Genomic DNA, 16,850 nt, shown 5'->3' with positions numbered 1-16,850 from the left:
AAACTGCATATGGCGTTTGAAGGTTTAACCGGAAGATTGCAGAATGTGTTCAGCAAGCTGCGCGGTAAAGGTAAAGTATCCGAAGATGACGTAAACGAAGCTATGCGCGAAGTACGGTTGGCCCTTCTGGAAGCCGACGTTAACTTCAAGGTAGTTAAAGAATTCGTGGCTAAGGTGAAAGAAAAGTCTATTGGCACAGAAGTGATGGACAGCTTTACACCTGGGATGGTCATTATCGACATCGTTAACAAGGAACTAACCGAGCTGATGGGCGGAAGCCAAGCGAAGCTGGCCAAGTCGAACAAGCCACCAACTGTCATTATGATGGCGGGTTTACAAGGGGCGGGTAAGACAACCACTTCGGGTAAGCTGGCGAAGCTGTTACAGAAGGGCAATCATCGTCCATTGCTTGTTGCGGCAGATATTTATCGCCCTGCTGCGATCAAACAGCTTCAAGTACTTGGAGAACAAATTAAAGTTCCAGTATTTTCGCTAGGTGACCAGACTAGTCCGGTAGAGATTGCCAGACAAGCTGTACAACATGCGAAGGATAACGGACTTGATTATGTAATTATTGATACTGCAGGCCGCCTGCACATTGATGAAGAATTGATGGAAGAACTGAAGCAGATTCACAACATTGTAAATCCTGATGAAGTTCTGTTAGTAGTTGATGCAATGACCGGTCAAGACGCCGTGAACGTAGCTGAGAGCTTTAATAAGCAGCTTGAGCTTACAGGGGTTGTATTGACGAAGCTTGACGGCGATAGCCGCGGTGGTGCTGCACTATCCGTCAAAGCCGTAACTGGTTGCCCGATCAAATTCGCTGCGCTAGGTGAGAAGATTGACGCATTGGAGCCGTTCCATCCGGAACGTATGGCTTCGCGGATTTTGGGTATGGGTGACATGTTGTCGCTGATTGAGAAAGCTCAAGCGAACATTGACACTGATAAAGCAAAGGAAATGGAACGTAAGATGCGTAATGCAGAATTTACGTTTGATGATTTCCTTGAGCAAATGGATCAGGTGAAGAAGCTTGGCCCGATCGATCAAATTCTTGACATGCTACCTGGCATGAACAAAGCCAAGGGCATTAAGGATTTGAAGGTTGACGACAAGCAAATGGGTCGCGTTGAAGCCATAGTTCATTCTATGACTAAGACGGAAAAGCGTCAGCCCGAGATCATCAACCATAACCGCCGCAAGCGTATTGCTGCTGGTAGCGGAACTTCGGTTGCCGAGGTCAACCGTCTCATAAAGCAATTTGATGAGATGCGTAAGATGATGAAGCAATTCTCAGGCATGATGGGCGGAGGCGGCAAAGCCTCTAAGAAGAATGCGATGAAGCAGCTTAAAGGTCTAGGTGGAAAAGGTATGAAGTTCCCTTTTAAATGATCTTGCTGTTCTAATATCTCGAAACTATTATAAGGAGGTGATTTTTCGTGGCAGTACGTATTCGTCTGAAAAGAATGGGAGCGCATAAAGCGCCTTTCTATCGTGTAGTGGTTTCCGATTCCCGGTCCCCTCGTGACGGTCGTTTTATCGAGGAAATCGGTTATTATAATCCGATTGAACAACCGGCAGTAGTTAAGATCGATGAGGAAAAAGCTCTTAAATGGCTTCAAACAGGTGCGCAAGCATCTGATACAGTACGCAACTTGCTTTCCAAAGCAGGCGTAATGAAGAAGTTTCATGAGCTTAAGCAACAGAAATAATGACTGATTGCGAGGGTCCTCTATGGAAGAATTAGTTGGAGTAATTGCTAAGGCTTTAGTGGATCATCCAGAAGATGTGACGGTACGAGCGGTGGAGAAGGATCACCTAATTGTCTATGAACTGTCCGTACATCCTGATGATGTTGGAAAGGTCATTGGCAAACAAGGAAGGATCGCTAAGGCGCTCCGTACAGTAGTCACATCTGCAGCAGTCAAGAGCGATAAACGCGTAACTGTAGATATTTTATCTTAAATGATGCGTACAATGAGGGGCTAGGGATAGTATATCCCGGCTCCTTTTTGTTCAAATATAGATTAGATGAAGCTTGTAAAGGAGAGGGTTGTATGACAGAAGAGTTAACCGTAGGCAGACTTGTGAATACGCATGGTATTCGCGGGGAGATTAAAGTACTATCCCATACCGATTTCCCTGATGTTCGTTTTGCTGCAGGTAAGAAGCTGCAGGTGATCCCTGCAGATGGCAGTTCTAAATTCGAAGTAACTGTAGAATCCGCTCGTGAGCACAAGGGTATGTTCATCGTTAAGCTCAAAGGGTATACGAACATCAATGAAGTGGAAAAATATAAAGGAAGCCTCCTGAAGGTTCCGAGTAATGATCTGGTTGATCTCCCTGAGAACGAATACTACTTCCACCAAATCGTCGGTTGTGAGGTATACACGGATGAAGATGAAAACAAACCACTCGGTACGATTACAGAAATCTTGCAGCCTGGTGCGAATGACGTATGGGTTGTTAAGCCTGCAAAAGGACAAGACATTCTAATTCCTGTAATCAACGATGTAGTCCTGAATGTGGATATAGAAGCCAAACGAATTATTGTCCATTTGATGGAAGGGTTATTGCCATGATGAGAATTGATGTGCTTACGCTCTTTCCAGAAATGTGCGAAGGCGTATTCAGCACAAGTATTCTTGGTAAAGCACGTGAAAAAGGAATCGTCTCCTTAAATGCTGTGAACTTCCGTGATTTCTCGGGAAATAAGCATAATAGTGTGGATGATACACCGTATGGCGGTGGCGGGGGTATGGTGCTCAAGCCTGATCCGATTTTTAATGCAGTCGAGCATGTGCTTGGTATTACACCGAACGAGGAAGATCACAATCGATCTGATGAGGTGGGCTCTGTGAAGCCGCGTATCATCCTTATGTGCCCACAAGGAAAAACTTACAATCAGAAGATTGCAGAGGAACTGGCGCAAGAGCAGCATCTAATCTTCATATGTGGGCATTATGAGGGATATGATGAGCGGATTCGTGAGCATCTGGTAACTGATGAACTTTCAATGGGTGATTACGTGCTAACAGGTGGAGAGCTGCCTGCGTTGACGGTTATAGATTCCATAGTCCGGCTTCAGCCAGGAGCACTTGGAAATGAAACCTCTGCGATATCTGACTCGTTCAGCACTGGACTGCTAGAATATCCACACTACACACGTCCTGCCGAGTTTCGCGGCTGGAAGGTACCGGATATTTTGCTGAGTGGTCATCATGCTAACATCGACATATGGCGGAGAGAGCAGGCACTGCTGCGCACGTTGGAACGCAGACCGGACCTGCTTGAGACTGCAGAACTTACATTGAAAGACAAAAAGACACTGGAACGTCTAAGGAATGTGGACAAACCGGAGTGATAATTTAATGAAACAGGTATATTTGACGTCTTTTTAACGTATCTTACGTTGAGGAGGCGTTTTTGTTATGTGTACCTGAGAACAAATAAAATAATAGTTTTCAAAATAATATGAGTATTGGTGCGTTAAAAGCTTCTTTTTAGGGTAATGAATAGAGGTGCCGCACTAATATATGCAGCTGATAACGCAGCAAGCTTAACTATTGAAGGGAATGAACTGAAGTGACTACGAAGACGCATGAAGAATTCAAGCCTAACGTGGACACAATCCACAAGGAAGCGGAGCCGCTCCGCACCGTGAATGATATTATCGATTTTTATACAAATCGCAATGCCCATTCGCCATTTAAAGAGTGAACATATAAGATTGAATGTTAGGGATTGATTGTTAGGCTTAATAAAACCATTAGATACAGTGAATTTTGTGTTCGCTGTCGCTAATGGTTTTATTCTTTTAGAAGGTAACAAAGCTTGAATCCTATTACTCCGGTTAAACTGTAAATAACCACTTTCCAATGAGATCTAGCATCTCAGCGAGAAGTGGTTATTTTTGAAATTATAAGAAAGTATAAGTTTCACGATATACTTTATTCTTATAATTCTCGCACAAACGCTTACCGTCCTTAAAAGGACGCCGTAGGCGTTTTAGCTTGCTATAAAAGTTCGTGGAGGCACATGTTATTCTTTTCGTAAGATTTTGTGTACTCCTGTAAGGAGTGAGTACAGCGCAACACATACGAGAACAGTAACAGCCCATGCGTAGTTGCGAACGGTGTAAGTAAGTGAAGCTAAAATAACGAAAATGGTGATACGCAGTACGCCTTCTTTAATAAACTGTTTTCTTTCAACATTCATGAGATTGGCCTCCTCGAATGGATTGGATATTGCGGACTGCAAGTTGTAGATAGGTCTTACATTATCTATAGCCTTGAGGAATACGAAAGATACAAGGATCGAAAAAAGTAAATATTGACCCAAAGTCCGACCTATGTAAGTTCGCCGTTACCGACCTGTACCCCTACACATAGATTATATCATTACGAACAAGGAGGAGTACACTAGTGGAAGCTTATTATAATTGTTTGCGTTGTAAGGATAGAAGGGTGCGGATTCTGACTAGAGACGGTAGACAGCATGAAGGCGTTATTACAGATGTAGACAGATACAATGTTTACTTAAGAACTGACAATGGTTCTGTGCATACTTCTGCTTTTTGGGGAAATTCTTTTGCCGGAAATCAGATCTTAACTTTAAGTTTATTCACTCTGCTAGCCATCGCATTAATCTAATCATTAGGAACCAAAAACAGACCGCCCGATTATCCCGGACGGTCTGTTTACTGCTGATTACTGTACTGTAATTGCGCCTATATTTGAGCTTAGGGACAATAAGGGACCGCCTCCATTGATATCGGTCTTTCCGCCTTCTACACCTTTGATTTGCCCGAGATCACTATTGGCTTCTAAGCTGCATTTCATACCATCGGCTAAGACAGCACTGAGGCTGCCGACCTCTGTTTTGGCTTTTAGGCTGCTATCATTCTTCATCCCTGCTATATCCATTCGTATGCTGCCAGTATCGGATTCTACAGTGGATTTGCCAGTGATTTTAGCTCTTTCAATATTGATCGCTCCAACGTTGCTGACGATTTGATAATTCCCCTCTAGATTGTGAAGACGAATTTGACCTACGTTATTTGTGATTTTATATTTATTCATGCTGGCGGGGAGCTCTATATTATAGCTTATGCTAAAATCTGAATATCCGTATTTGTCTTGCGCCCATGTCCATAAGTCCTTCTTAGGACTTGATTTGGAATGCGTGGACACCTTCAACGTATCACCACTGACCTCTACTAAAACTTCAGCATCATCCATAATCTTTTGACGGTCAGACGCATGGAGAGAGCTATTGTGGGCTGAGATCGTTGCATTTACATGGATCAGATCTCCTGTAACAGCTGTAACTTCTATTTCTCCTACTGCATTGTCCATGCTAAGTACGGATGCTGAACCGATCGCTTGCGATACGGAGAGTTCTTTGCTAATGCTGTCTGCTTTAACTTCGTCAACTACCTTAGTTGCTGTTTCCTCAACGGCTTGCTGCACAGTTGCAGCTGCTTTTCCTAGCTCTTGCTTGACAACTTCACCAATGTTCTGGTGCACATCCTCAGAAATACTCTTTTCAACCTCATTTTTGGCAGATTGTCTGCCTGGTAATTCAGTGCAACCCGCCAAAAGTACGATAGATAATACGGCTACTGCTGCTAATACACTATTATTATTCCTTTTCCTCATTGAAAAAACTCCTCCTCATATATGGGTGTATGTGATCTGGCATATGTGATTTCGTTATGTACTTCTGTAAGTATAGCTTATGGAATTTATCTGTAAAAACGGCTGGAGGCGGGTTATTATACTGGACCAAAGACTAGGTCTCAAAAGTGTTCACTACACTTCGATTTTTAATTGTGCTAAAATAAATGAAAGATCACTCGCTGAATAAATACGATACGGGTACATATTTAAAAGGACGCGGAAATCCTCATATAGAACCTTCAGCAGCTACTGGAAATCGCTTTTTTCGGATAGAAGTGCATAGGTGTGCTAAGGCTACATTGTATACAGATATAGACCGTTACCTCACTTGCAGAACAGGGCGGTCTTTTTACTTTCTTTCTTTAATAAATCCTGAAGGGTGGAGGGAGCCAAATGAAATATGTAGCCATTTTGCTTGCCTTAGTAGTTTTGACAGGCGTATATTTTTTAGTCTGGAAACGGAAAATAAATACTACAAAAAATTATCCGCGTACCACTCAGAGCAATGTAATCTCAATGGATAGTCATCGTAAAGCCAAACAGAGCCCAGGGGAGCAGCCTTGCTCTTCTTGTAAGAAGAAGAATGGAAAGCTAGTCTTCTATGCACAAGATAATGGAACTGTGGTTGGTCTATGTAAAGATTGCCAATCGAAGGCGAAAAAAAGAGATATGCTACCGCTTTAAATAGAAAAAATAAGTTGTATTAGCCCGTCCTTTATGGTATTATTATCTCTGTTGTGTGGAATACGGTGGTCCGCTGCGGATAATGAGGGAGAGCAAAGATCTCTCCGGAAGAGGCAAGAACACCTGTACGGAAGGAGGAAGTCCTTAATGAATATCCTACAAGCTATTACGCAAGAGCAACTTCGTAAAGATATCCCGAGTTTTCGCCCGGGTGACACTTTGAAGGTGCATGTAAAAGTAATCGAGGGAACTCGTGAGCGTATCCAGTTGTTCGAAGGCGTTGTAATCAAACGTCGTGGCGGTGGAATCAGTGAGACTTTTACGGTTCGTAAAATTTCTTACGGTGTTGGTGTGGAAAGAACATTCCCAATCAACTCGCCTAAAATCGAGAAAATCGAAGTGGCTCGTCGTGGTAAAGTGCGTCGTGCTAAACTTTATTATCTTCGTGAACTACGTGGTAAAGCAGCGAGAATTAAAGAAATTCGTCGCTAGAATAGTGACAAAGGAAAGGGGCTTGAATTCAAGCCCCTTTCGTTTTATTATTTTATGAAAATATAAGAAAGCATCAGTTTCACGTTATACATTATTCTTATATTTCTCGTATAAACGCTTACCCGCCTTAAAGGACGCTGAGGGCGTTTTAGCTTGGCATACAATGCGTGCGACATATACGCTTGGGGATCAGCTTCTCCGAAAAGGCCTCCTGAAGGAGTATCTGTGGAGGGGTTTTTGGCAGGAGCTTTTTTGTGTTGTATAGTAAGAGTAGTATTAAGAGAGGACGGTGAACTATGCAGCAGGAACAAAGTGAAACTTTGGAATCAAGCGCGCAGAACCCACGTAAACCTAAAAATGAAGTCTTGGAATGGGTCAAGGCCATTGCGATTGCTTTAGTGTTGGTTTTTCTGATTCGCTGGCTTTTGTTCAAGCCTTTTATTGTAGATGGACCTTCCATGCAGCCTAATTTCCATACTGGTGAACGTGTTATCGTAAATGAGATTTTGTACGATATTAGATCTCCGCAGCGGGGCGAGGTTATAGTATTCCACGTGCCATCTGAGGGTAGAGATTTTATTAAACGTGTAATCGGTGTCGCTGGAGATACTGTGAAAGTAGAAGGGGATGTAGTTACAGTTAACGGGGAAGTTGTTAATGAGACCTATATCCAAGATGCAATTGATGCAAAGCATAGTATCAACGCTCTGTATAATAATAAAGATTTCCCTAATGAAGAGTTCCCAGATGGTACTGTACCTGAAGGACATGTGTTCGTTATGGGGGATAATCGCTCGGATAGTACGGATAGCCGAATGATCGGTTATGTACCTCTGGGGGATATTGTAGGCCGTGCAGATTTAATCTTCTGGCCGATAAAGGATATTTCACTGATTAACCATTAAGTTGACAGAAGTCAAAGGAGGTGACGGCAATGGCCATTCAATGGTTTCCTGGTCATATGACGAAGGCTAGGCGGCAAATCGAGGATAAGCTGAAGCTGATTGATGTTGTAATAGAATTGCTCGATTCCCGTCTGCCGCTTTCCAGCCGCAATCCGATGATTGACGATATTTTGCGGGACAAGCCAAGATTGATTATTTTGAACAAAGCGGATCTGGCAGATCCAGAAATTACACGGAAGTGGCTGGCGTACTTCAAGGCACAAGGGCATGTTGCTTATCCTGTTGATGCATCTACTGGAACAGGTGTAAAGGATATTCCAGAGCAAGTCAAGCTACTGCTAAAAGAGAAGATTGACCGGCAGATTGCAAAAGGAATGAATCCGCGAGCGATGCGTGCATTGATCGTTGGTATTCCTAACGTCGGTAAATCAACACTCATTAACCGGATGGCTGGTAAGAGTATTGCTGCTACTGGTGACCGCCCAGGGGTAACCAAGGGTCAACAGTGGATTAAGACAGGCGGCAACTTGGAGCTTCTGGATACCCCAGGTATTTTGTGGCCGAGATTTGAGGACCAAGAAGTAGGTTATCGCCTAGCGGTAACAGGTGCAATAAAGGAAGAAATCCTGAATATTGAGGACATCGCCTTTTATGCAGTGAAATATTTGGTGAAGGACTACGGCTCTAGATTTCAAGAACGCTTTGGCATTGAGAAGCTTCCTGAGGATCTGGAGAATCCAGATGAGATCGTGGCTGTTATGGAAGCCGTGGGTCGTAAACGCGGTTGTCTAATCAGCGGTGGACGTGTAGATCTGGAAAAAGCTTCGCGGGCCTTGTTGCATGAGCTACGGGCAGGTAAGCTTGGACGCTTTACGCTGGAAACGCCTTAAATAGTGTGAATTCTGCGTTTAATGGACTAGGTATGGAAGAGCCATCCGAAATTTCGGAGGCTCTTTTTTTATGTTTTGGGTCCTCGACAAAGTGCCTGAGTACGCCTCAAGCTAAGCCCCACTTGTTAGGGATATTTTATGGGAATGGATTAAATTGGAACGTCTATTTTAAGATGACCATGTAAGCTTTACTATGATAAGCTGACTTATATAGATCATAGAATAATTCATAATTGGCGGTGACAAATTAGTGAGTTCGTTAGATATGTTGGCCTATGAAAAAGAAGGCTGGGAACAGTCTTATCGCCGAATAGCAGGCGTAGATGAAGTAGGAAGAGGTTGCTTGTTTGGGGACGTCGTCGCAGCAGCGGTGATTTTGCCAGAGGGGCTTATTATTGATGGAGTGAATGATTCCAAAAAACTTACAGCTAAAAAGAGAGATGCTTTATACGAGATTATAATGGAGCAAGCACTGGCCGTGGGTGTGGGGTATGTAGACTCTACTGTCATTGATGAGATTAATATTAAGCAAGCTTCACGCCTGGCCATGAAAAAGGCGGTTGAGAGTCTAGAGCACACTCCTGACTATATGCTGATCGATGCTGAAAAGGTAGACCTCCCTTTGCCACAACAGGCAATTATTAAAGGAGATGCTAATAGTCAGTCCATTGCAGCAGCTTCAATTATCGCTAAAGTGACACGAGACAGGTTGTGTGAAGGTCTGTGGGAGGAATTATACCCTGATTATGGGATTGCGATACATAAAGGTTACGCGACCAAGCTTCACCGGGAACAAATTACGGCTCTAGGTCCAACACCTATGCATCGGCGCAGTTTTATTGGGCGGATTCTCGCGGAGCAGCAAACGTTATTCTAGAAGCAATGCTTAAAAAAGTAGGATGAATACCGATATAGTAAGAAGAGAGAAAATGGAGGGAGGAGAAATGGTATGAATATCGGAACATTGATCCGTGGATTGCTTGGAGATCAAAAACCGGGTGCGGCGAAGTCTTTAGAGTTAAAAGAAGGGCAAGTTGTTCGTGGTGTTGTCCTCTCTGTATCGGATTCAGGCAAAGAAGCGGTTGTGCAAATCCAAGGTACACCTGTTCGTGCAGAATTAGAAACACCACTACTGCCTGGAGAAACCTTGAATTTACAGGTTGGATCACCCGGAGAAGGCGGATTACCCGTATTGAAGCCGGTCTCCCTCGGTGAAACGGCGTTAGTCACTCCCCAAAGCATGGGTGAGGCCTTGGAGTCGCTAGGATTAGCTGATTCCAAAGCAGGTCGAGAAATCGTACTAGCGATGCAAGCAGGAGGCGTTCCACTTACAAAAGAGACAGCGGCTTTGCTGGATGCGGTAATGAGTGCAAAACCAGCTGGTGTGCCTGCTTCGGAGTGGCTTGACGCAGCTGTCATTTCTGTAAAGCGGGGACTACCCGTTACAGCTGAGAGTGTGAGAGGATTGCAGCAGGCTGTATTTGGCCCGCAGCTGCATCAGCTTTTATCAGCACTGGAAGATCAGATTACTATATGGGCAGGTCAAATTGCTAATGAAGAAACAATGACCGCAGAATCTAAAGCTGGAATGGGTACAATTACTGGAAAACTCGAACCCTCGGTAACTGCAGGTGCTGGAAGTGGGAATAACATGGGTGTTGTTGAGAGTGATGTCACAGAAGCTGACCCTATACAATTGGCAGCTAAAGGAAATGGACAAGCTACAACTAAAACCGCTGAAGGCAATATTGCTAGCGGAAGTACGGCTCTTTCAGAAGGAGCAGCTGAAGGTGCTCTGAAACCGGTTGAACAAGGTACGCCAGTCAAGGTGACTCTTAATATAGCTTCTGATAATGAAACGGGGATTGGAACTGGCAAGCCAGTTGTAGTTGATGAGACAGGTGAAGGAGCTCAGATCTCCAAGGGTGGTATTGTTACAGAGCCTATGGCTGGTAAATCAACACCTGCCATGACCTCTAGCGCTCAAAATAGTGCTTTAAGCGCTCAAGCTGATAGTGCGGTGAATAATCCTATCCGTTCCAGTGAAGTTGAGATTCAGGGTAATGACTTGAATTTGAATAAGGATGGGGCATTGGATAGTGCTATACAGGCAGATAAGAGTCGGGCTGCCTCGATGGATAAGAGCGGGGCTATGCCGGGTGGCGCGAGTGTGAGCGCCGAAGGAACTGCTGCTGGTGCGGCGCCTCACGCAGCAAGTGGTCCCGCCCTGCTTGCGAAGCTGCAGGGCGTGCTCACCGAGCTGCGCGGGAGCTTGCCGCAGCTCGCCATGCTCCCGCCTGCTGACGCGGCGGGAGCAAGCCCTGCCCCCGCGGCTGCTGCGCCGCGCGGGGAGGCCCCGGCTGCGACGGCTTCGCCGGTGCAGCCAGACACCGCCCCACCCGCGGACGCGGAGTCGTGGGTGGGGCGGGTGCTGAAGCTGCTCGGTGCGGAGCACGAGCAGCAGGCGGTGCGCGGCGTCGCAGTAGCCGCCGCTGAGACGGCCCGCGCGGCGACAGGTACGGCCGCGCTTGGCAGTGCGGGTGTCGGAGGCGAACAAGCCACCGACACCTTAAAGGGCGTGCTGCTGCAGATCATGAGCAGCAGCGAGGTGCCGCCCGCGGTAAAAGAAGCCGCGAGCGGACTAGTGCAGCAGCTGACAGGACAACAGCTGCTGCTCAATACAGATCGAACGGCTCCTTTCGCGCAAGTAACTTTGTTCTTGCCGCTGCAAGGTCCAGATGGGCAGGAGACAGCTTCCGTTCATATTCAGTCGCGTCGGGGACGCAAGGGTGAATTAGATGCTGCCAATTGCAGGCTCTGGTTTGATTTGGATATGAAGCAGCTCGGCCAGACGCTGGTTGATGTGCAGGTTGTTGATCGAATCGTTAGTCTTAAGCTGCATAATGATCATCCTTGGGTGCTTGAGCTGTTGGAACAGCGGCGTGATGACATTAAAACGGCAGTAGAATCTATTGGTTATCAGTTGTCGGGATTAAGAACTGAATCTTTACCAGAACTAAAGCTATCTACAGAACTTGCCAATCCCCATAGTAAGCTTGTTGATTATGTTCCTGATGCTTATAAAGGAGTGGATTACCGTATATGAACGAGAATGAGCCTGTACCTCCAATTTCACAAGGGCTCAAAAAAGCGGTCGCTCTCAAATATAGCCCAGGACAAAGCGAGGCACCTGTCGTTGTTGCCAAAGGACAAGGGGCGATAGCGGATCTGATTCTGCAAAAAGCTAAAGAAAGTGGGGTTGCTGTCCAAGAGGACGCAGCTCTCGTAGAAGTTCTTTCAAAGCTCGATCTAGATCAACAGATTCCATCTGAACTTTATCAGCTAGTGGCTGAAATCCTCAGCTTTGTGTATCAGAGCGACCGTTCCGCCGGTGAACGGAGACCGGAATGAAAGAGCCATACACAAGAGAACGCTACAACCGCAAACAAAAGGGAGCCGCTGCTGAAGACGGGGCTGTGCAGTACTTATCTACTTGTGGGTACAAGATCTTAGAACGAAATTGGCGTTGTCGAACCGGAGAACTTGATATTATTGCGGAGAACGAAGGCTGTATTATTATTGTTGAAGTTCGCAGTCGTAGTGGAGAGCTATATCAAGGGACTCCGGAGGAATCTGTGAATACACGAAAAATACATCAAGTGCGAAATACAGCACAGGTTTATTTGCATATGAAAGGTTATGATGATCGAAGAGTAACTTTTGACGTCATTAGCATTTTACTGAATGAAGATTTAAGCATTGCTTCTTTGGGGCATATACGTGAGGCTTTTTAAGCTGCACCCCATATTCTCACGCCATTCATTATGGGCACTAGCATTCTTATGAAAAAAGTCTTTACATAGCCTCCGCACAGTGGGTCATTTCTCAAAAGAAATGGGTAAACATTAGAGTAACTTTTTAATGTCATCATGAGGAGGGCTGTTTAAGTGAAGAATAAACCTTTTGAAATGCAGGTTAGTTTTGCTTGCCAATATTGCCAGCAGAAGATTGAAGTGAAATTTACCGCAGAGCCAGTATCCGTTGTCTGTTGTGCAAATTGCAATAAGAACTTCACGGTTATGCGGCCCACTATAGCTGAGGAAATATTAATCGATTGGAAAAATGAGGCGCTATTTCAAAAAATCCGTGCTGATAAATCACAAAACAGCAATAGCAGTCTCTTAGCGCTTGTTATAAAAGTCATAGAGCTTCTTACATGGCGTGATAAAGGAAATGGACAGGTGGAAGCGATTAAAGAGATGCGTGGCTGGCTCATTGAGAATGAAGAGACTCCCCCTCTAGCTGAACTGATCCAGAGCGATAATAAAAAACGACCACATAAGCGGCGTGACTGGAGATAATCATACAAACTATGATCAAAAAAGAAAGAAGGGTGAACATGGCTAACGTTTTTTTTACATCCGACCATCATTTTGGACATAAGTTGATTATTGATTTTGAATCCAGACCCTTTATAGATGTGGGGCAAATGAATGAAGCCATGATTGAGAGTTGGAATTCGGTCGTAAATCCGGATGATAAAGTGTTTCATTTGGGAGACTTTTCGTTTCTTAATAAGGAAGCGACACGTGCTATTGTGGAGAGGTTACATGGCTATAAGATTCTAATTCTCGGCAATCATGATCGGGGACGCGGTCGGGATTGGTGGCTTGAAGCAGGCTTTGACGAGGTTAGTGAATATCCGCTGATTTATAAGGATTTCTTTTTTCTCTCTCATGAGCCTATGTATATGAATAAACATATGCCTTACGTAAATGTGCATGGTCATATTCACGGCCAAAAATATGAAGGGAACAATTATTTTAACATTTGTGTAGAGCATTGGAACTATAAACCGTTGACTTTTGAACAGATTAGGGACTCTGTCATAGTTAGCGAAGAAGGTTAATGTGGGTCTATGTGATTATTTATGCGTATTTATGCAATCTGATGTTTATTAATAATTCTTGATTACGCAAAGATTTCCTATATATAATGAGATATAATAGCAAATTTATTACCGGAAAATAAGGAAGCACCTTTTTTCTTGAAGATGTGACACCCAAACAGGGGTGTATTTCAGGAGATGAGGTGTTTTTATGTATGGAAAAATGCATAGTGCATGTCTGTATGGAATTGAAGGGGTAATGATAGGTGTAGAAATTGATCTTGCGAATGGATTGCCACAGACGAATATCATTGGTCTGCCTGATTCTGCGATTCGTGAGGCAGTAGAACGAGTAAGAGCCGCTATTAAGAACTGTGGTTATCGTTATCCCCAGCAGCGCATTACGATAAATCTAGCACCAGCCGACTTACGCAAAGAAGGCTCTGCCTTTGACCTTGCGATTGCCCTGGGGATACTGATAACTAGTGGTCAACTGATAATGCCCTCAGCCAATGAGGTGCTTTTTATTGGAGAGCTTGCGCTTGATGGTAGTCTGCGTCCAGTATCAGGTGTTCTACCAATGGTGGAAGCTGCGCGCAAAAATGGATTTAAGGCTGTAATGCTTCCTGAAGGGAATGCTGCTGAGGCAGCTTTGATCAGTGGTATAAATATATACGCAATCGACCATTTGTGCACATTACCGAACCCGGAAGAATCACCGTCCAATTCAGCTAAGGGTATAAAAGGGGAAGACGAACAGAACCGAAGGAATGGGGGAGTTTCCGAAGATATGCCTTCTTTATCATCTCTTCCTTTTCCTGTAACTGTGACCAAGGGGATAGATACTAATGACCGACCTCCGGTTCTTGTCCTTTCTTTGGAACATCTTAAATATACCCCAGTTTACGGTACTTCTGAGGACTCCTCATATGCAATGAACGAGATGCTGGATGATTACAGTGATGTGCTAGGGCAACAACATGTAAAAAGAGCCCTAACCATTGCGGCAGCGGGTATGCATAATATATTGCTCATCGGTCCACCCGGTACAGGGAAGACGATGCTGATTAAACGCCTTCCAAGCATCCTTCCGAAATTGTCTGAGAGTGAGGCACTAGAGGTAACCAAAATATTTAGCGCAGCAGGAACTTTAAAAGATGCCCACAACGGCTTACTGCGTAGTCGTCCTTTTCGCTCTCCGCATCATACCATATCGGCCGCAGGTCTTATTGGGGGTGGAGGCATTCCAAAGCCGGGAGAAGTTAGTCTTGCGCATCGAGGGATTCTCTTTTTAGATGAGTTGCCCGAATTCTCTCGGAATGTACTTGAAGTGCTACGCCAGCCGCTCGAAGACGGGGTTGTTACCATAAGTCGTGCTCGAGCTTCTTTTACCTATCCTGCAAAATTCATGCTGGCCGCATCGATGAATCCCTGTAGCTGCGGTTATTTTGGGAGTAATCTTTCTCAACAACATTGTACATGCAGCCCCGCCAGGATTGCTCAATATCGCGCAAAGATATCAGGACCCTTATTGGATCGTATTGATTTACAGGTGGATGTTCCTCGCCCGAAGGAATGGGATCGTCAAGGGCATGTTCTATCTTCGGCTGAGATGTATGCAGAGGTGATGGCGGCACAGACGATACAAGCTAAACGGTTTAAGCGTTTGCCTATTTCTTGGAATAGTGAACTTTCCGGCGCTTCCCTTCGGAGATATGCAAGTCTTAGCCGTGAAGGTGCCCAATTGCTGTATGACATTCTGGAGAATTTAGGTTTAAGCATGCGAGCGCATGATCGAATTATTAAGCTATCCCGTACAATAGCTGATCTGGAAGGCGCACCGGATATTACTTCCGCGCATCTTGCGGAGGCTGTGCAGTACCGTAATTTAGACCGGCAGGCGATGACAGAAGAATAAGCTAAATAGAGCAGCGATTCCCGTTATTGGCGAATTGCTGCTCTGTTTTTGGATTATTGATTTCATTCCGCTAAAATTGTTAACATCTCTGGAACCTTATGGACCCGAAAGACATGATATGGTCATTTTTAGCTTTTGGAGCGTGCTTTCGGACTTCAGAGACACTAATTGAATTTAAAATCATCTGTGTCCGTTAGGGCTTCGTTTGAGAAAAATTTTTCTGTATTTCCTTACAGTACATTCAATTCTACAGCGATATTGCCGCGGGTTGCGCGGGAGTATGGACAAGCGCCATGAGCAGCCTCTACTAAAGAGGTTGCGGTTTCTCTGTCAACGCCTTTAACTAGCACATCAAGCTTAACCGCTATACCAAAACCTCCATCTTCAACTTTACCAAAGCTGACTGTGGCTGTTACTTCGCTACCTTCAATTTTCACTTTTCCGAGTCGGGCAACCATATTCAGTGCACTATCGAAACAAGCGGAATAACCAGCTGCAAATAATTGCTCAGGATTTGTACCTTCGCCACCGGCACCTCCCATTTCGCGTGGTGTGCTGATTGTAAGATTGAGCTTAGGGCTTTCTGATTCGATAAAACCGTTTCTTCCTCCTACGGCTTTAACAGTGGTTTCATACATTTTTTGCTGGATCGTCATCATTGTGTATCTCTCCAATTCCTAATTAGTTTGTGTACAATCTAATTTATCACAATTAACTATAATGTCAAATTAATTTTTTGCTATTAACATGATGTTATGAGTGAATTATGATAAAATAAGGGTATAAGGCAGGTGAATAAGATATGAAAATGAATGAAGAAGATATGCAAAAGATGACGACTACACCTGAGCTGCTGATTGAGAATCAACTCTGTTTTACGATTTATGCTTGCTCTCGTGAGATCACAAAGCTGTATCAACCTTATTTGGATAAGATCGGTTTAACATACTCGCAATATCTAGTAATGCTTGTGTTATGGGAACGGCAGCAATGCACGGTTAAAGAAATTGGTGAGGCGCTATTTTTGGATTCGGGTACGCTGACACCTCTTTTAAAACGTCTACAAGCTGCAGGGTTGATCGTGCGTGAACGTTCGACACAAGATGAGCGAAAAGTTCTGATTTCACTAACGGAACAGGGCTGGGCACTTCAAAGCAATGCGGCTTGTATTCCTGGAAAAATGATGGAAGAAACGACTATGTCCGGCGATGAAACTGTAGAGCTGCTTGAGCAGTTCAAAAGCTTGTTAAATCGTGTTCATGAAGCGAACACTCAAGATAGTAAAAAGTAAGTATAATCAGGAGTCTGTGCGATCGTTCGCATTCCGGCATGAAATCAAGCGAAAAAATGTGTACAAATCATGAATATATTTAAGGAAAGCGTTTTAAA

Annotated in this window: 22 protein-coding genes; 19 read left to right on the top strand and 3 right to left on the bottom strand. The window is 44.5% G+C overall.

Going from position 1 to position 16,850, the window contains the following annotated elements; genetic code table 11:
- Positions 1 to 9 precede the first annotated feature (9 nt).
- The 6 genes from ffh (at position 10) to H70737_RS31500 (ending at position 3,723) form a co-directional block, all read left to right on the top strand.
- Positions 10 to 1,395 (top strand): signal recognition particle protein, encoded by a 1,386-nt coding sequence (gene ffh / locus H70737_RS18490; protein WP_042189471.1) that lies wholly within the window; start codon positions 10 to 12, stop codon positions 1,393 to 1,395.
- 47 nt (positions 1,396 to 1,442) lie between these two features.
- Entirely contained in the window at positions 1,443 to 1,715 is a 273-nt protein-coding gene (gene rpsP, locus H70737_RS18485) for a 30S ribosomal protein S16 (RefSeq protein WP_036688604.1), read from the top strand.
- A 22-nt stretch (positions 1,716 to 1,737) separates the two neighbouring features.
- On the top strand, positions 1,738 to 1,968 hold the full coding sequence (locus tag H70737_RS18480; RefSeq protein ID WP_042128982.1) for a KH domain-containing protein: 231 nt from the start codon (positions 1,738 to 1,740) through the stop codon (positions 1,966 to 1,968).
- Between the two features lie 92 nt (positions 1,969 to 2,060).
- Positions 2,061 to 2,585 carry a ribosome maturation factor RimM gene (rimM, locus tag H70737_RS18475; protein WP_042189470.1) on the top strand — a complete coding sequence of 175 codons (525 nt, stop codon included), beginning with the start codon at positions 2,061 to 2,063 and terminating at the stop codon, positions 2,583 to 2,585.
- Positions 2,585 to 3,367 (top strand): tRNA (guanosine(37)-N1)-methyltransferase TrmD, encoded by a 783-nt coding sequence (gene trmD / locus H70737_RS18470; protein WP_042194150.1) that lies wholly within the window; start codon positions 2,585 to 2,587, stop codon positions 3,365 to 3,367. Before rimM ends, trmD begins: the two co-directional genes overlap by 1 nt.
- Positions 3,368 to 3,588: 221 nt before the next feature.
- The gene (locus H70737_RS31500; RefSeq protein WP_256716277.1) at positions 3,589 to 3,723 is read left to right on the top strand and encodes a hypothetical protein; all 135 of its coding nucleotides are present in this window, start codon (positions 3,589 to 3,591) and stop codon (positions 3,721 to 3,723) included.
- Between the two features lie 321 nt (positions 3,724 to 4,044).
- On the opposite strand, the gene H70737_RS30785 is transcribed toward H70737_RS31500, so the two are convergent.
- A complete protein-coding gene (locus H70737_RS30785) occupies positions 4,045 to 4,221 on the bottom strand; it encodes a hypothetical protein (RefSeq protein WP_156113147.1) in 177 nt (58 codons plus the stop codon).
- A gap of 206 nt (positions 4,222 to 4,427) precedes the next feature.
- Here H70737_RS30785 and H70737_RS18465 point away from each other — a divergent pair, with 206 nt between their 5' ends.
- Positions 4,428 to 4,655, top strand: coding sequence for a hypothetical protein (locus tag H70737_RS18465; protein ID WP_042189469.1), 228 nt, complete (start codon positions 4,428 to 4,430; stop codon positions 4,653 to 4,655).
- 57 nt (positions 4,656 to 4,712) lie between these two features.
- Here H70737_RS18465 and H70737_RS18460 read toward each other — a convergent pair whose 3' ends face one another.
- Positions 4,713 to 5,663, bottom strand: coding sequence for a hypothetical protein (locus tag H70737_RS18460; protein WP_042189468.1), 951 nt, complete (start codon positions 5,661 to 5,663; stop codon positions 4,713 to 4,715).
- Positions 5,664 to 6,077: 414 nt separating this feature from the next.
- Between H70737_RS18460 and H70737_RS18455 the strand changes: the two genes are divergently transcribed.
- The 11 genes from H70737_RS18455 (at position 6,078) to H70737_RS18405 (ending at position 15,461) form a co-directional block, all read left to right on the top strand.
- A complete protein-coding gene (locus tag H70737_RS18455; RefSeq protein WP_042189467.1) occupies positions 6,078 to 6,368 on the top strand; it encodes a hypothetical protein in 291 nt (96 codons plus the stop codon).
- Between the two features lie 147 nt (positions 6,369 to 6,515).
- On the top strand, positions 6,516 to 6,860 hold the full coding sequence (gene rplS, locus H70737_RS18450; protein ID WP_042128973.1) for a 50S ribosomal protein L19: 345 nt from the start codon (positions 6,516 to 6,518) through the stop codon (positions 6,858 to 6,860).
- A gap of 296 nt (positions 6,861 to 7,156) precedes the next feature.
- Positions 7,157 to 7,765 (top strand): signal peptidase I, encoded by a 609-nt coding sequence (gene lepB / locus H70737_RS18445; protein ID WP_042189466.1) that lies wholly within the window; start codon positions 7,157 to 7,159, stop codon positions 7,763 to 7,765.
- 29 nt (positions 7,766 to 7,794) lie between these two features.
- Positions 7,795 to 8,655 carry a ribosome biogenesis GTPase YlqF gene (ylqF, locus tag H70737_RS18440; RefSeq protein WP_042189465.1) on the top strand — a complete coding sequence of 287 codons (861 nt, stop codon included), beginning with the start codon at positions 7,795 to 7,797 and terminating at the stop codon, positions 8,653 to 8,655.
- A 265-nt stretch (positions 8,656 to 8,920) separates the two neighbouring features.
- Positions 8,921 to 9,532 (top strand): ribonuclease HII, encoded by a 612-nt coding sequence (locus H70737_RS18435; protein WP_042189464.1) that lies wholly within the window; start codon positions 8,921 to 8,923, stop codon positions 9,530 to 9,532.
- Between the two features lie 72 nt (positions 9,533 to 9,604).
- On the top strand, positions 9,605 to 11,761 hold the full coding sequence (locus H70737_RS18430; protein WP_042189463.1) for a flagellar hook-length control protein FliK: 2,157 nt from the start codon (positions 9,605 to 9,607) through the stop codon (positions 11,759 to 11,761).
- Complete coding sequence (locus tag H70737_RS18425) at positions 11,758 to 12,066, top strand: EscU/YscU/HrcU family type III secretion system export apparatus switch protein (RefSeq protein ID WP_042128964.1); 309 nt, start codon at positions 11,758 to 11,760, stop codon at positions 12,064 to 12,066. Before H70737_RS18430 ends, H70737_RS18425 begins: the two co-directional genes overlap by 4 nt.
- On the top strand, positions 12,063 to 12,449 hold the full coding sequence (locus tag H70737_RS18420) for a YraN family protein (RefSeq protein WP_042189462.1): 387 nt from the start codon (positions 12,063 to 12,065) through the stop codon (positions 12,447 to 12,449). The genes H70737_RS18425 and H70737_RS18420 overlap by 4 nt, the downstream gene beginning before the upstream one ends.
- Positions 12,450 to 12,602: 153 nt before the next feature.
- Entirely contained in the window at positions 12,603 to 13,016 is a 414-nt protein-coding gene (locus H70737_RS18415; RefSeq protein WP_156113146.1) for a hypothetical protein, read from the top strand.
- A gap of 38 nt (positions 13,017 to 13,054) precedes the next feature.
- Entirely contained in the window at positions 13,055 to 13,564 is a 510-nt protein-coding gene (locus tag H70737_RS18410; protein WP_042189461.1) for a metallophosphoesterase, read from the top strand.
- 190 nt (positions 13,565 to 13,754) lie between these two features.
- Positions 13,755 to 15,461: a YifB family Mg chelatase-like AAA ATPase gene (locus tag H70737_RS18405; protein ID WP_042189460.1), complete on the top strand. Its 1,707-nt coding sequence runs from the start codon at positions 13,755 to 13,757 to the stop codon at positions 15,459 to 15,461.
- A gap of 230 nt (positions 15,462 to 15,691) precedes the next feature.
- Here the strand turns inward: H70737_RS18405 and H70737_RS18400 are convergent, their stop codons facing one another.
- Positions 15,692 to 16,120: an organic hydroperoxide resistance protein gene (locus H70737_RS18400; RefSeq protein WP_042189459.1), complete on the bottom strand. Its 429-nt coding sequence runs from the start codon at positions 16,118 to 16,120 to the stop codon at positions 15,692 to 15,694.
- A 143-nt stretch (positions 16,121 to 16,263) separates the two neighbouring features.
- On the opposite strand from H70737_RS18400, the gene H70737_RS18395 reads away from it, so the two are divergent.
- Positions 16,264 to 16,752: a MarR family winged helix-turn-helix transcriptional regulator gene (locus H70737_RS18395; protein ID WP_269321761.1), complete on the top strand. Its 489-nt coding sequence runs from the start codon at positions 16,264 to 16,266 to the stop codon at positions 16,750 to 16,752.
- Positions 16,753 to 16,850: the final 98 nt, after the last annotated feature.

This window comes from Paenibacillus sp. FSL H7-0737 (assembly GCF_000758545.1).
GTDB lineage: Bacteria > Bacillota > Bacilli > Paenibacillales > Paenibacillaceae > Paenibacillus_AQ.
This window is presented reverse-complemented; position numbering and strand designations above follow the sequence as displayed.